9 protein-coding genes and 1 pseudogene are annotated in these 13,984 nt (G+C 69.8%); 6 read left to right on the top strand and 4 right to left on the bottom strand.

All coding sequences use genetic code 11. The features are described from left to right. Positions 1-1,440 precede the first annotated feature (1,440 nt). Positions 1,441-1,686, bottom strand: a complete 246-nt coding sequence (locus IE217_RS31220) for a hypothetical protein (RefSeq protein ID WP_190181317.1) — start codon at positions 1,684-1,686, stop codon at positions 1,441-1,443. Between the two features lie 534 nt (positions 1,687-2,220). Here IE217_RS31220 and IE217_RS31225 point away from each other — a divergent pair. From IE217_RS31225 to tpg, 3 genes are all read left to right on the top strand, one after another. Continuing rightward, positions 2,221-2,643: a hypothetical protein gene (locus IE217_RS31225; RefSeq protein ID WP_190181318.1), complete on the top strand. Its 423-nt coding sequence runs from the start codon at positions 2,221-2,223 to the stop codon at positions 2,641-2,643. Between the two features lie 830 nt (positions 2,644-3,473). Beyond that, positions 3,474-5,696 carry a telomere-associated protein Tap gene (gene tap, locus IE217_RS31230; protein ID WP_190181319.1) on the top strand — a complete coding sequence of 741 codons (2,223 nt, stop codon included), beginning with the start codon at positions 3,474-3,476 and terminating at the stop codon, positions 5,694-5,696. 10 nt (positions 5,697-5,706) lie between these two features. Continuing rightward, complete coding sequence (gene tpg, locus IE217_RS31235) at positions 5,707-6,264, top strand: telomere-protecting terminal protein Tpg (RefSeq protein ID WP_190181320.1); 558 nt, start codon at positions 5,707-5,709, stop codon at positions 6,262-6,264. A gap of 174 nt (positions 6,265-6,438) precedes the next feature. On the opposite strand, the gene IE217_RS31240 is transcribed toward tpg, so the two are convergent. Then, positions 6,439-7,149, bottom strand: a complete 711-nt coding sequence (locus IE217_RS31240) for a hypothetical protein (protein ID WP_229865732.1) — start codon at positions 7,147-7,149, stop codon at positions 6,439-6,441. A gap of 689 nt (positions 7,150-7,838) precedes the next feature. Between IE217_RS31240 and IE217_RS31245 the strand changes: the two genes are divergently transcribed. Next, positions 7,839-9,260: a hypothetical protein gene (locus IE217_RS31245; protein ID WP_229865733.1), complete on the top strand. Its 1,422-nt coding sequence runs from the start codon at positions 7,839-7,841 to the stop codon at positions 9,258-9,260. 135 nt (positions 9,261-9,395) lie between these two features. On the opposite strand, the pseudogene IE217_RS31250 reads toward IE217_RS31245, so the two are convergent. Together IE217_RS31250 and IE217_RS31255 are read right to left on the bottom strand one after the other, a co-directional pair. Next, positions 9,396-9,515, bottom strand: a pseudogene (locus IE217_RS31250) (telomere-protecting terminal protein Tpg); the annotation flags it as partial. Between the two features lie 210 nt (positions 9,516-9,725). Further along, positions 9,726-12,383 carry a DEAD/DEAH box helicase gene (locus IE217_RS31255; protein WP_190181321.1) on the bottom strand — a complete coding sequence of 886 codons (2,658 nt, stop codon included), beginning with the start codon at positions 12,381-12,383 and terminating at the stop codon, positions 9,726-9,728. Between the two features lie 711 nt (positions 12,384-13,094). Between IE217_RS31255 and IE217_RS31260 the strand changes: the two genes are divergently transcribed. Both IE217_RS31260 and IE217_RS31265 read left to right on the top strand, forming a co-directional pair. Continuing rightward, a complete protein-coding gene (locus IE217_RS31260; RefSeq protein ID WP_190181322.1) occupies positions 13,095-13,388 on the top strand; it encodes a hypothetical protein in 294 nt (97 codons plus the stop codon). A gap of 82 nt (positions 13,389-13,470) precedes the next feature. Beyond that, positions 13,471-13,638: a hypothetical protein gene (locus IE217_RS31265; RefSeq protein WP_190181323.1), complete on the top strand. Its 168-nt coding sequence runs from the start codon at positions 13,471-13,473 to the stop codon at positions 13,636-13,638. Positions 13,639-13,984 lie beyond the last annotated feature (346 nt).

Consider the following 13,984-nt stretch of genomic DNA (forward strand, 5'->3'; position numbering starts at 1 on the left):
CCGGGAAGAGGCGCAATGGCATCCCACCTGGCATAGCTTCGACACCCCGTCCACCGGGGGGGGATCGGTCCCGGCCTCGAGGACCCCCTGCGCTGCGCCTCCGCCTTGCCTGGGCGGGCGGGGACGGAGGGCAGGACCGGCTGGTAACAGCCCGGCTTCCGCCACCCCTTGCTGAGTTCGCGTCCCACGGAGCAGATGAGCCAGAGACCGCTCCGCGAGTTCAGAGGTACCTCGAGGTACGGAAAAGGGCAGGCACTCCCACTGCGCGGCCTTGGCGGAAAGACTGGTCGGTGATGCCTCCGCAGAAGTTGGAGCGGCCAGTCGAAGAGGCCGGGCGCCCCGCGGCTTCTGACAGAGTGCAGGATGGCGATCTCCTCCAACTTGACTGCCCACCCCGCGGGTTGACGACGAACTAGGGGATAGGAACGATATGTGTTGCCTGTCACGCAACGGCAGGAGCGGCAGCCGGACCGGAAGGTTCTGGATAACCACAAGGTGCTGTGCGGAATCATGGTTGCCCTGTACACCGGCATCAGGTGCAAGTGGCTGCCTGCTGAACCGGGATTTTGCTTTCTGGCCTGCGAAATGATGTCCCAGGGTCCCCAGCACGGGAGCGGAGCATGCCGTCAGCACCACAGTTACCCTTGGCGGCCTATAATTTGATGCCGGGCTTGACGATGCCGTGCTCGCGGGGAGGTCGGGTCGTGGATTGGAACCTTGCGTGGCGGTGGGCTCGCATCCGTCGGCCGAAAGAGATCTGTGATGATCCGCGCGTTCGTCCTGTGTTTCTTGTGTTGGGGGAGTAGTACGGCCGGTCAGCGGCAACCCGGTGGATCGGCAGCAGCATGCCGCCCAGGATCACCATCGCCTTCACACGTGGGTCCCGTTTGCAGATGAGCGAGTCTCAGCGGATGCCGGCGGGCCGGCGCTCAGGCGACGCCAACGAGAACCGGTTGCACGGTCGGTGCCGCCGCACCCTCTGCGTGAGGAGAGGGAGGCCCGAGTTGAAGGCGTCCACGCCCGACGGGACAACAAGCACGGTGAAGCCTCGGGAGGAGAGGCCCTGCGTCGTGGGCGGTGCGGTGGTAGGAGTGTTCCGTGCCCTCGGGCCGACGCACGCGATGTTGTCCAGCGCAGCTTCCGCCACCCACAGAGCTCGGCGACTGCGGGCAGTTGGGCCCTGAAGGAGGCGCCAGAGTCCGCTGGCACGTCGAGCGTGGAAGTACGCGGAATCAACAGAGCCCCTCGGCCGCCGGCGTGATGAGTGAGATCATCATGCCGAAGACGAGGGGCTCTGCCACGTCACCACCTCAGTGATCAGGAAGCGATCCGTCCTTCCAGGAAGGACGAAAGAGGTTCAGAGCGACATTGCGGGGAAGCTACCGCATTCGTGCAGGCTGGACCTTTGCGAAGACTGGCCCACGGCCGGTTTGTGCCGGATCAGCCAAACAGGTTCTGCAGCAGGCCGGCGATCCCGCTGGGCTGAGCCTGGTCGGCGGTGGTGCTGTTGGTGCTGGTGCTGGTGGTTCCTTCGGGACCCGCCGAGTTCTGCACCTGGTGGTAGTAGGCGTCGCCGTTGGCGGTGGTACCACTGAGCACGTAGCTGGCGCTCGCCCCGGTCGGCCCGACCTGGTCGGTGCGCTGGTTGTAGGAGTCGGCGCTCGCGCTGCCGACGGAGAGCATCACTGCCGGAGCGATAACGGCAGCCACAACCGCACCACGCAAAACCTTGCGCATTGGGATGAACCCTTTCTCGTGGTCATGTGCCCGGCAAGGGCACACAACGAGTATTGACGGCTAGGAGCTCACGTGGATTGCAAAGTTCAATTCGCCCGTCAGCGTGTTCCGGGCGTTTGTGCAGGTTATAGGCGGGTTAGGGGCCCTTGGATTCACTCCAACGGGCGCTGCCCATCCGGGTCTGCCGGACAGATTCTCACCGCGTCGGTGGAAGCTGTCTCCCTTTGACACTGGACCTTGTGATTCCGATGTCTGCGGGTACTAATAGGATTCCGCTGGATCTTCCTGGCGTACCTGTTCAGCAGCATGGTCGGTCTGTGGACCCACATGAAGTCAATTGCGTCCGGGCGAAGTTGACGTTATTCGGTGTCGGATGTGTTCGCCTCGTACCGGTGAAGGACGGCGGCCCAAGACCGACTGCTGTCTGCGAGGACTGACGATGAAGGGGTACCGCAGGCCGATCCAGGGCCAGGGCTTCGGCAGGTGGTGCACACACTGTGCGGTCGGTGCTGCGGACGGTCGCGCACGCGGCCGCGGTCGGGGCGGTGGTGTGTTGGTTACGGCGACACCGGCCAGGGCAAGACCGTCGCGCTGCAGTACGCCCTGTCCCAGCTGCCGCACCCGGCCAGGGTCCGTCGGGTCAACGTCTGGGTGCTGACCTGGGAGTTGGTGCCGCGTCTTCGCCCGGTCGAGGTGGCAGCGGTGATGGCGGCGTTCCACCCGCTGTGGGAGGGCGTGGGCGAGGACGATGTCGTGTGGGTGGACGAGCATGTGGGCCACGGCAATGTCCGGACGTGGGTGAAGCTCACCTCGCACCTGACCGCCGAGATCTACGGCAAGAGCCGTGCGGCAGCGGACCGCCGGTTGCTGGATCTGGCCTGCGCACGGCTCATGGGGCCGCTGTGACCAGCACCGTAGGGCCGGGAGAGGCTGGCGGCCACGCAGACGGTCCGCGCGCGGGGGGAGTCTGCCTTCTTCCTCTCTGTCGGCGCTGCGCGGCCCTGCCGTGCGCCGGCTGCTCGCCCTGCGACAGGAAGAGAAACTGACGACCCGGCATGTACGGCTGATGGCCCAGTCGTTGGAGGTGACCGAGCGCACGGTGTGGCGGTGGCTTGCCGCTGCCGAGCGTGACGAGTCCGCGACTGCGGAGCCCGGGGCGCGGGCGCAGAGCAAAGACCGCTTCTCCGTCACCCCGGAGGTGCGCCGCCTGCTGGCCTTGTGGAGGGGCAACGTCGCGGCGGTCCATCGCGAGTTGATCGCTCGGGCGGCCAAGGGCGAGGGGGAGCCGCCTCCGTCCGGCCCGGGTGGTGAGCCACCTCTGTACCGCGTGCTGGGAGATCCCCAGGAGGACAGCCACGTTTTTCGTGGCGCCCTTCTCCGTCTTGAGCAGGAGACGCACAGCGGCGTCACGCGTGGGGCACGGGACGGGTCAGCAGCGCTCGCTCGAGGCCCCTGACGATCTCACCCATGCCCGCCCCTGAGCGTTCTCCACCGCGATGGCTGGTGCACGGCGGCTGTCTGCTCTCCCCGATCTCTCACACCTTGCCGCGCACCCCGGCCAGTTCAGGAAAAGCCAGGACACCACCGCAAAAACCATCCGCTCAGGAGCACGAAGCAGCCGAAGTCCGGGGTGCCCCTTCCGGGGACAACCACGCCACCCCCGTTTACGGGATCCGTACGCGTTCGGTACGCGAAAGGTGCGCTTCACGTTAGGGTTGCGGGGCAGGAGGTACTGCATGTCCGAGCTGTTCGACGCGGTCGACGCGCTCATCGCATCCCGCTCCCCGCTGCCGCCCCCGGCGGAGCGCAGGCGGCTGCGCCAGGCGCACGGGCTGACGCTGGACGAGGTGGCCGCCGCACTGCAGGTGCGGCGCGCGACGGTCAGCGGCTGGGAGGCCGGTAAGACCGAGCCGCGGCCGCCCGAGCGCGACGCCTACGCCCGCATGCTCAAGCAGCTCGCCCAGCTCTACCCCGCCAACGCTCCGGTGCCCCCTGAGGACACGGCGATCCCGAAGACGCCCGCCGTTGCCGCCGCTCCTGCGCCAGCGGCAGGCGAACCGGCCCAAGCCCGCACCGCACCCGCAGGTCCGGCTGCGGAGCCCGCGAACACCGCACTGCGCCCCGCTGCCCCTGGCGCTGTACCGCGCCCGGCGGCCACGACCAGGACGACCTCGCGGCGCCCGGCCGCGAAGAAGGCCGCCCCCGCCAGCGCCCCGACGGGCGGCGCCGATCCGCGGTTCGAGAACGGTCCGCTTGCGGTCGTCGACGTCGATGCGGACGGCCAGGTGCTGGCGTACTGCGTCGGCGGCCTGGTCCTGGACGTAACCGCCAAGTCGATCCCGGCCCTGGTGGAGTGGACGCTGCGCGAAGGGCGATTCGGCCAGACGAAGTTGTCCGGGCCGGGCAAGGACGCCGACCCGCTGATCGTGCTGACCGAGGCCGCGTGCGAGTACTACGGTCTGCCCGTCACGCTCACCAAGGAGGAGCGCCTGGCCGGCCGGCTGCCGGAGGGCCACAAGGTCATCAAGCAGCTGACGCGTGCCAACTGGCAGCTGACCAAGCGCGGCTTCGGGCCGTGGGCGCGGATCTACCGCCCCGCACAGGGCGCGGAGCGATCCTGCGTGCAGCTGTGCATCCCGTCATGGGACGCGCTCGACACCCGGCACTGGGCCGACGCCGCCCAGCTGCCGCCGGCGGACCTGGCCCGGCTCCTGGGCACGTATGCGGCCCGCGTGATGACGCCGCGCGGATCGACCGCCGTCACGGGCCTGGAGCTGATGACCGCCCTGCACCCGCCGACCCGCGCCTCCGAACCGGACGCGGACGGCAGGCGGCACTCTGAGCACAACCCCGGCTCGCTGGGCAAGGATCCGGTGGACTGCGCGCCGTGCGAGGCCCCCGACGGGCACCCGCTGCTCGCCGATCTGCCGCGCTTCCACCAGCGCACCCCGGCCGAGGCCCTGGTGGAGGAGGCGTACGACTGGGCACGCCCGCTCACCGACGCCGAATGCCTGCGCCCCCACCTGGTGGGCATCGACGTGAACATGGCCTTCGCCGCCGGCGCGAACGGCCTCACGGTCGGCCTCGGGACCCCGACGCACGTCAAGAACCCCGTCTTCGATCCGAAACTGCCCGGCTCCTGGCTGGTCGACCTCTCCCACGTCGACCTGTCCCGCGTGAAGCTCGCCAAGCAGTGGACGGACCTGGACGGCGAGCTGCTGCCCAGTCCGTTCACACCGAAAGGAGAGCGCCCCACGGGGCCGGCCTGGTATGCCACGCCGACCGTGGCGTACGCGGTGGAGCTCGGCTACGACGTGCGCCCGATCGAGGCGTACGTCCGCCACGACAACGGCCGCTACCTGGACGCCTGGTACAACCGGCTGCGCGACGCCTACCTCGCCACGATGGCCGACCTCGGCGTGCACGCGGACATGGAGCCGGCCGACTTCCTCGCGGCGATGGCCGGCTACCGGCAGCGTGACCCTCAGCTGGCGATCGTGGTGTCCGCGATCAAGGCGACCGTGAAGGGCGGCATCGGCAAGCTGCGCGAACGCCCGCGCGGGGAGGGCTGGAAGCCCGGGCAGCCCTGGCGGGCCCTTGACCGGCCCACCTGGCGCCCGGACATCCGCGCCGCCGTCATCTCCCGCACCCGGATCAACATGCACCGCAAGATCGTCAAGCACGCCGCCTTCACCGGCCAGTACCCGGCCGCGATCCTCTCGGACTGCGCCGTCTACGCCTCCGACGGCCCCTCCCCGCTGGACTTCCTGCCCTACCGGGACGGCAAGCCACTGCCGGGCGGCTTCAAACTCGGAGTGAACCCGGGCCTGGTGAAGTGGGAAGGCACCCAGAGCGTTCTGTGGGGCGAGGGGGTGCGCGAGCAGTTCAACGCCCCGGAACTCAACCTCGCCCGGTACATCAAGGACGGCACCGTCACCGAGCAAGACACGGGGGAGTAGGCAGAGCGCGATGAGCATGTTCGGCAACGGCCTGGACGCCGCGGTGCACAAGGCGTTCACCCGCCCGGCGCCCAAGAGCGCGCCCGCGCAGATGCGGTACCTGGTCAGGCAGCTCAAGGGCACCAAGGCGGTCGCCCAGATGCTGCGTATCTCCCAGCGCACGGTCGAGCGGTACGTGAAGAACCAGATCAAAAAGCCCCGACCGGAACTCGCCGCCCGCCTGGAGCGTGAGGTGAAGAAGCGGTGGCAGCCGCAGATCCGCGCCCAGGCCCGGCAGAAGGCGGCGACCACCGGCGGCATCGTCATCGACACCCGCGCCCGCATCGGCTACACCGCACCGATCGGCACGACGGACGAGGGCCGCCTCCGGCACCTGACGGTCGCCCTGCCGCCCCGCTACGCCGCCCGCCTCTTCGACGCCCAGCAGGCTGGCGCCAGCGACCAGCAGCTCCAGCAGATCGCCGCCGAAGCAGTCAAGGAGGTGTACTTCCAGGACGGCGGCCGCCGCGCCGGCCAGCTGGAGGAGATCCGCTTCACCGACATCGAACACCTTGAGTTCGACCTGTAGATCTCGAAAAGCCGCGCTTCTCGCGCTGGAGCGCTGCTAACGCCTGAAGGGGGGTTTGTTGGTGTACCGAGTGCGTGCTGGCCTGGGATGTTGTGGGTGCGTTGAGAGGTCGGTGGGCGGTTGGGTCGCGCGCTTCGTCGACCAACTGCGTGGTGTGAAACCGCTGTTCGGCGCTCACCGTAGCCGGCCACCGGGCCCCCGAGCCGCCCGACTGGGCTTGTGCCGCCATGACGCGCAGCTGGCCGGCCATCGTGGCCGGCTGCTTTCCCGCTTCAGCCGCCACGGATCCTCCCGCCACCCTGGCGGCCCCGTCTCGTGGCGGCGGGCGCGCACGATCGCGCCCTTCCAGTCGTTCAGCGGGCTGCCGTGGTCGGCTGCAAGTTCGGGTCCCAGCCAGGTGCGGCCCACCCGCTCGCCCAGCCGGTGACAGAACGCATCGCCGGCGTCCCGCGCCCGAGGCCGCATCCCGCCGCTTGCCCGCCAGGTCACCTCGGCCATGGCCGGCTCCAGCAGCGCCCGCGCCACGGCCGTCACTTCCGGGAAGGTCGCCGCGTCCCGGCCGACGATCCGCCACCACTCAAGCGGTGATCCCGCGTTGCCGCCCGCCAAGTGGTGCAGACGGCGCGGCCAGACCCCCTCCTGCTCCCAGTACAGAGCCTGCTCCCACCAGCGTGCCACCACCGCATGCGCCAGTGTGAACGCCTGCGCCGGCTCCACCCCGGCGCGCGATGCACGCCGTGCCACGTCCGGCCACCGCCGCTGCGCGGCCACCACCTCGGGCAGCGGGCGCAGATGGGCGTGTTCCAGCGGCTGGTCGGCGTCCGCGTCCAGCAGCCGGCGCCCGTGCCGCAGGCAGACCCGCTGCCGGCGCGGCAGATACCGCACCGCCCGCAGTGCCTGCCCGGTGCGCCGCGCGGTGCACAGCCGGCAGTCGAACGCTGCTTCCCCCCGCCACCGCGGCCGCCGCCCGCCGCCGTGCCTGCGCCAGGGCGGCGTCCCGGCCGGTGCTGATCGTGGGATCGTCCACGGCGAACGACGGAAGAGCGCGCGCCAGCACCGCCGGTTCCACCCCGCACAGCTCGGCGAGCACAACCCCGCCCGGCCCCGTTCAAGACGACCTCCGCATGCCCGCACACCGCCGCCATCGTGCCGGGTGGGGGAGTTGCGGCACGTCCACAGCCGCAGCACGCTGCCGGCTGCGAGACCGTAGCGGGCCGCCACCCGGCTGATCAGCGAGGAGGTCAGCTCCCCGGCCAGCGGCACGGTTCCCAACACCCCTGCGGCCACACCTCACCCCGATGCCTTCTTCGGCTCGCACAGTGACGTGTGCCAAAGCACGGTAGTTGCCGCCATCGGCATCCGCTGACCTGCGGCCTTCAGCAGGACCAAGCATGGTGGTCGTCACCGATGCGGCGCGCTACCTGTCACCAGTGGCAAGCGAAGCAGGGGCGATGTCACCGCGTTCGGCTCCTGGTGGGCAGGGGGCGGCCCTCGGCGATCACGGGCCATATTTCACGCGACCGACGCGAACCCCGCACCTACGATCATCTGGCACGACTGCTGGAGGGGCGGGCATGCTTGAGGACATCGAGGACGGGACAGCGGCAGCGACGCAGCTCGCGGGAGGTGCGCCGCTTCACAGCATGCTCGATGTCGCCGACCCCGCTGACTGGCTCGCGCTGGACGCAGGAGCGCGCGAGGTGGCCTGGCACCGCCCGCAGCACCTGCCGGGACGGGAGCGCTGCGCCCCGCTGCCCGCCGACCTGGCTCAGCTGGGCGAGTCTCGACTCGCACTCGCCCTCTGCCACCGCGACGGGCGGATCCGTCAGGAGGCGCTGCGCCAGTCGGCCCGATACCCCGGCCTGCTGCCGTTGGTCGTAATCCGCTGCGCCGATTGGGCCGGCCCCGTGCGCGAGCACGCCCGGCAGTTGCTGCGCGAGGCCCTGAGCGTGGACTCTGCCCTCGACCTCGCGCCGCTCATCCTCCACGTCGGCCGCCGCGACAGAGGTGCTTTCGGCGTCGATGCACTCGGCCAGATCCTGCGCCAGGCATCCCACGGGCAGCTCGCTGTTCTTTTCGCTGACCCCGACCGCATCGTCCGGCGCTTCGCGTACCGGCTGGCCATCGAGGGCCGGCTGCTCCGTCCCGCGGAGCTGGCCCGCGCGGCCGCCGGGGACCAGGACACCGTGGTTCAGGACCTGTGTGCCACAGCGGCGCTCGCGGCTCTGGGGGATGAGGATGCCTACGAGGGTGTGCTGCCTCCACTGCTGTCCGCACGCAATCCGCGTACCCGTTCGGCCGGCGTCACCGCGCTGAGACGGGCGGGGCGGTCAAAGCAGGCGGAGCCGTTTCTCAGCGACCGATCCGCGCTCGTGCGTGCTTGCGCCCGGTATGTCGTACGACAGCAAGGAGGTGACCCCACCGCCTGGTACCGGGAGCGGTGCACGGCACCAGACGACCCCGAGCTGCCGCCCGGTGCGGTCATCGGGCTGGCCGAGTGCGGGAACCGCGCGGACGCCGGGCTGCTGCGGCCGCTGCTCACGCACCCGGCGGCCAGGGTGCGGGCGCAAGCAGTGGCAGGGCTGCGGGCACTGGACTGCGTGAATGCGAAGCAGCTGCGGCCGCTCCTCGACGACCCTGCCGCCGCCGTCGTCCGCGAGACCGCCACCGCCCTGCTGCCCTCGGCCAAGGAACTGCCCGCCGACTGGCTCGTGGAACGCACCAGCTCCGGGCGGCCGCAGCACGTCCGCGTCGCCGCGTTCCGGCTGCTCGACGCGCGTGGCGGCATCGTGGCGCTACGCGCGGCGGTCGCTCTGCTCGAGGACCCGGATAGGAAGCTGCGCACCTGGGCCGCGCAATCAGTACAGCGCTGGCATCCGTCGCCGGACGGGCGGCGCGGCGACGCGGAGGTCGGTGAACTGCTCGACCGGAGCCGACACCTCTTCAGCGGCCACGCACTGCGCCGGCGCAAGTGGGAAGCCGGAGTGGACAGCTGAGACTGCACCGCTGTCCCAAACCGCGCTCAGCACTCACCGCCCGGCGGCCCTGGTGCCAGCACGCCCGCCTTGGTGACAACCCTCGTGCTTCGGCTCACCAACTGGGCAGATTCCTGCCCCGGGGTCGGCGCCGGGTCAGTAGTCGAGGTCGGGGTAGTCGATGTCGTTGAGGGTGACGTCGGAGAGTCCCATGGCGCGGGCTCCGCCGTCCTGGAAGTACACGTCCTTGAAGCCTTCGGCGACGATCTGGCGCATGGGTGTGCCGGTGAGTTTCGAGAACGCGTGTCGGTCAGCGGTGGTGAACGCCTTGAGCTGCCGGGTACGAGTGTCGGTGAGTTTTGGCAACACCGGAGGGCTTGCGGTGGGAGCATGGGCATGCTCCATGCTGCGAGGAGGCGTCGATGCCGCCGGAGGCCCGGGCCCCGGGCGGCCGCTGTCCGGATGTCCTGGCACGTCGGCACGCCATCATCCACGGCGAGGCTGCACAGCCCAGGCGTAGCCCAGCTCGGCGAGAGCGGCCCGCTGCTCCGCATCCAGCCGCTCGCGCCTGGCCTTCTGATTGCTCAGAAACACACCCAGTTTGATCACCGTACCGTCCGGCAGCTCTTCAACGTGCCCTCTTCCCACCACAGTTTTGCCTTCCCGGGCGATGTACTGGGCGAGGCCCGCGAGGCCCCGCTGGAAGGCTGCTGACGCCTTTCCCACCGCCTTCCCGGCACGCCCGTCCACCGTTGCCGCAGCGGGCCGTTCAGCGGGCTCGACGCCCAACTCGCGAAGCCGTTTCTGCTGCTCGCCCGACAGTTGCACCCAGGTGCTCGCGTCTCGTTGCCTCACCAGCCATCGTCCGAGGTCATCCCCTTCGAATGCCACGCCGGGTTGGATGTCGGGCAGATGGCCGCGGGGTTCGTCCGCGGCGAGGTCGCGGAGGACGGCGTAGTGGCGCTGCCAGTCGAGTGGCCAAGGGCAGTTCCAGTCGGGATCGATCGCGGCCAGCTGTTTTGCGCGCTCCGCGGCTCGGTCAGAGTCTTTGCCGAGGCCGCTTTTCCTGCGGAGGTTGGCCATGTGCTGCCCGATGGGTACCAGTGTCCCGTCGGCCGGATCCTCCCAGACGGCGTCTTGGCGGGGGGCGAGGTGGCCGTGGGCGCGCCGGTAGGACCGCAGTGCGGCGAGTTTCTTCTCCCAGGCTTCTTCGCCCGGTTCCCAGACCATCCCGGCTTCTGGTGCGTCCAGGAGCTCCTTGCGGTGGGGATCGAGCTCCCCGGCCCGTAGCGCCTTGCGCTGCTGATGCACCCACCGCCCCAGCGGAAAACCCTTGGTCACGCCCACTTCGACCTCGACGTCGTAGGGCACGGCGTACAGGCCGGCGATTTCGTTCTCGTCCCGCCATCGCAGTAGGGCTTGGTAGCCCTGCAGCCAGACGAGGCTTTCGGGCCGGTAGACGCGGGTGCGGAGGAAGGCTGCGATGGTCGCCGCGTCGCGCGGGCTGGAGAAGTGGAGCAGCGCGGACTGGGCAGCGGCCTGGGTGTCGTCGTGCTCCTGGTCCTCGCCGTCGGTCCCGATGATCCGCCCGTCTTCGTCGCGCCGGATGCGCACCTTGCGCTTCCCGCTGGTGAGGGCACGGGAGGCGAGCTGCTCAACCAGGCGCTCATCGTGGCTGCGGAGGCCTTGGAGTACGGCTACGAGGGGGCGGAACGAGGCGGAAGCGACCATGTCCTGCGGGTCCTCGTCGGGCTCCAGGAACACCGGCACGATGATCCTGGCCACCTTCGTGGTGCCGTCCTTGTTGAGCCTCAGCGCTCGGCCGATGTTCTGGACGATCTCGACCTGGGAGCCGCGGGTGTCGGCGAAGCACACGGCCTCCACCCCCCGTTCGCCGGTGATGTCCACGCCTTCCCCGAGGACGCGGCAGCTGGCGAGGAACGCGCGGTGGACCCGGTGGCCGGCGGCGTCGATGCCGCCTGCGAACTGGCGTAGCACTTCCCGTCGTTCGGCGACGAGGTGGTCACCGCACAGCCACGCGGACCAGACGCGGTCCGGGGGTACGTGGCGGCCAGGCTCGAGCTCGTAGAAGTGCGCGTCGATCGACGACGCGGGGAGCCGGTCGGCGGCCGCCAGGTCCTCATCGGTGACGTCGCCTGCGTACAGCTCGGCGGCCGTCTCCGGCATTTTCTCCGCGAACCCCATGGCCTCCTCCACTCTTTGGTGGAAGGTCATGACCGTACGCAAGTTGTACGCGGCGGCGTGCTCGAGGAGCGCGGTCTGCAGGAGCGCCAGGCGCCGGCCCCGCTGCGCATCCTCCGATTCCCCGGTGACGGGGGAGGGGTCGTGGATCTCCAGCACGTCGATCTCGAATCCGGCAAGGATGCCCCGCTCGATCGCCTCGCTCAGTCCGAGCTCGGCAAGCCACGGCCCGTAGGTCTGCGAGTCCGCAGCCATCGACGCGATCTCCAGCTCCTGGCCCTCCGCGCCCTTCTGTGGCCGGGGCGAGGCGAGGATGCGCGGGGTGGCGGTGAGGTAGAGCCGGAAGTCGGCGGGGATGCGGGCGTTATCGTGGATGGCCGCCCACGGCCGCCCGAGATCACCTGCGGTTGAGTGGGCCTCGTCCACGATCGCGAGGTCGAAGCCTGCCATCTGCTGGCCGTAGAGCCGTTCCCCGCCCGCCAGAGCGGCCTCCAGCGGCCCACGGACGTTCCCCTGACCGAACGGGTCCTCCGGGTCCTCGCGGTCCACGAGAGAGGCGTACGTGGCGAACACGACCACCGGCCCCTTCCCGGCCCACAGCGCCAGCTGGATCGCGTTGGTGGTGGTGCGCGCCCCCAGTTCGTTCAGGGCCGGATCGTTCTCCAGCGAGCACACCGCCACCATGGGCGCGCGATGTCCCACCAGGCGCCACGCCTGGGCGGTCTGTACGAGCAGGTCCAGGGTCGGCACGGTGACCAGGATCCGGCCGCTGGGGAAGCACTCCAGCGCGCACGCGGCGGCGGTGATGGTCTTACCCGATCCGGTCGCGGACACGATCGTGCACCTTGCACCCTCCGGCGGCACAGGTGATCTTGCAGGAAATCCGACCCATTCTCGAAATCCTGATTTCTGTTCCACCTGGTGTTCTCGGAGCTGGATCAAAAGAGTTCTCCCGGCTCGGGAAGGCTACGGTAGCGATCCGGTGTCCGCCGCGTTGGTAGAGGCCGCCGTCCCGTCCCTGGTGGCCCAGGCTCTCGCGGCCGCTTCACCGCCTGCCCCCGCCATCAGGTGGACGGCGGGGGCAGGCGTGCCCGGGCTGGAACTGCCGGCCGGGGGGCCGGGCACCGAGCCGGTAGACGCGGTGCCGCCAGATTTCAGAAGCCGCTACACCTGACCGCTCGGCCTCGGCCACCTCTGTCATCAGCCGCTCCCAGACGCCGCTCTTCGTAGCGGATGGCACGCGAGTCGCGGGAGGGCACGTACGCGGCCATCCGCTCCTTCTCCATGAGGCCGGCGATCCGCTCCCACTGAGGGCGCCGCAACTCCGCGATGAGCACCTCGCTCAAGTGATGCGGTTCGGGTGGGACCATCCTCGCTCTCCCGGCGCGTTCCCGAGCCGGGCATACCTGAGCCGCTATCCGACGGTGATCGAGTCCGGCAGCTTTCGCGACCACCCCGAGCCGGGCAAGCTCATGCGGAAGATACTCGTAGACCAGCACGGCAAACCGCTCCCCAACCGGGTGTCCCTGAATTATGCCAATGCTACATGCTGCATCACATCGAGATGCAGACATGCGAGACGCCCCGGAAAGCTCCCTGCACAAGATTCCTTCCGCCCCGATGGCCGTGGCACATCGGGGTACACGGCCCCGCATGGCACCGAAGACCGAACGCATCCAGTTCCTGCGGGCCGTGCGGCAGCTGCACCGCGTCCGCTCCTTCTACGCCGTGGGTGTCCTGCTGTGGGCGGGCTCCGCGGCCTGCACCGGCTGGCAGGCACCCGGGAGCCGGCAGATGTGGGTGTCCGTCCTCCTCCTGACCGTCTTCACCGGTCTCCTCACCACCGCCACCCTCTCCCTGCGGCGTCTCGCAGTCCCCCCGACAGGGCGGCCCGCGCATCACGCCGCCCCGCACAAGATGGCACGTACCCGCCACGCCCACGCCTGAGGACCCATCAGAGGCGTCGCCCATGTCTGTGGGAGCGGTGGCCGGGCATACGGGCTTCACTTCCCATCGAAAGGGGCTCGTCATGCTCGGCATAGTCGCGGCAGTGCTGTTCTTCATCGCCTTCCTCATCAACGCGGCTGAGATCAGCACCAATCCCACGTTCTCGTCAGTCAACGTCATGCTCCTGGGGCTGACCGCATTGGCCCTGCACGTTGCGGGAATCGGTAGTACTTGGTCCCGTAGACGCTGACCCGGAGTCAAGCCCCAGAACCGCAGGGGTCAGCCGGAGAACAGCCCACCCACCCTTGCTGCCGCTCGGGCCGCAGGCCCGTTGGCCGGCCCCGCGTAGCGGGGCCGGCTTCGTGACGCGAAGCGCCACCCGGTGACCGGAGCGCAGCGGAGACACCGCGCGCGGGGGCGTAGCCCCCAACTCCGGGAGCGCAGCGGACGGAGTGTCACCCGGGTTGCGCAGCAACTCGGGTGTGCTGACCGCGCAGCGGTCAGCCAGCGCTCCCGCGGAGCGGGAGCGCAACACCCACGCGCAGCGTGGGTGTTCGCTTGCACATCGCGCAGCGATGTGATACCCGCTCCGCGGG

The sequence above is a fragment of the Streptomyces naganishii JCM 4654 genome (assembly GCF_014650575.1).
Taxonomy (GTDB): domain Bacteria; phylum Actinomycetota; class Actinomycetes; order Streptomycetales; family Streptomycetaceae; genus Streptomyces; species Streptomyces naganishii.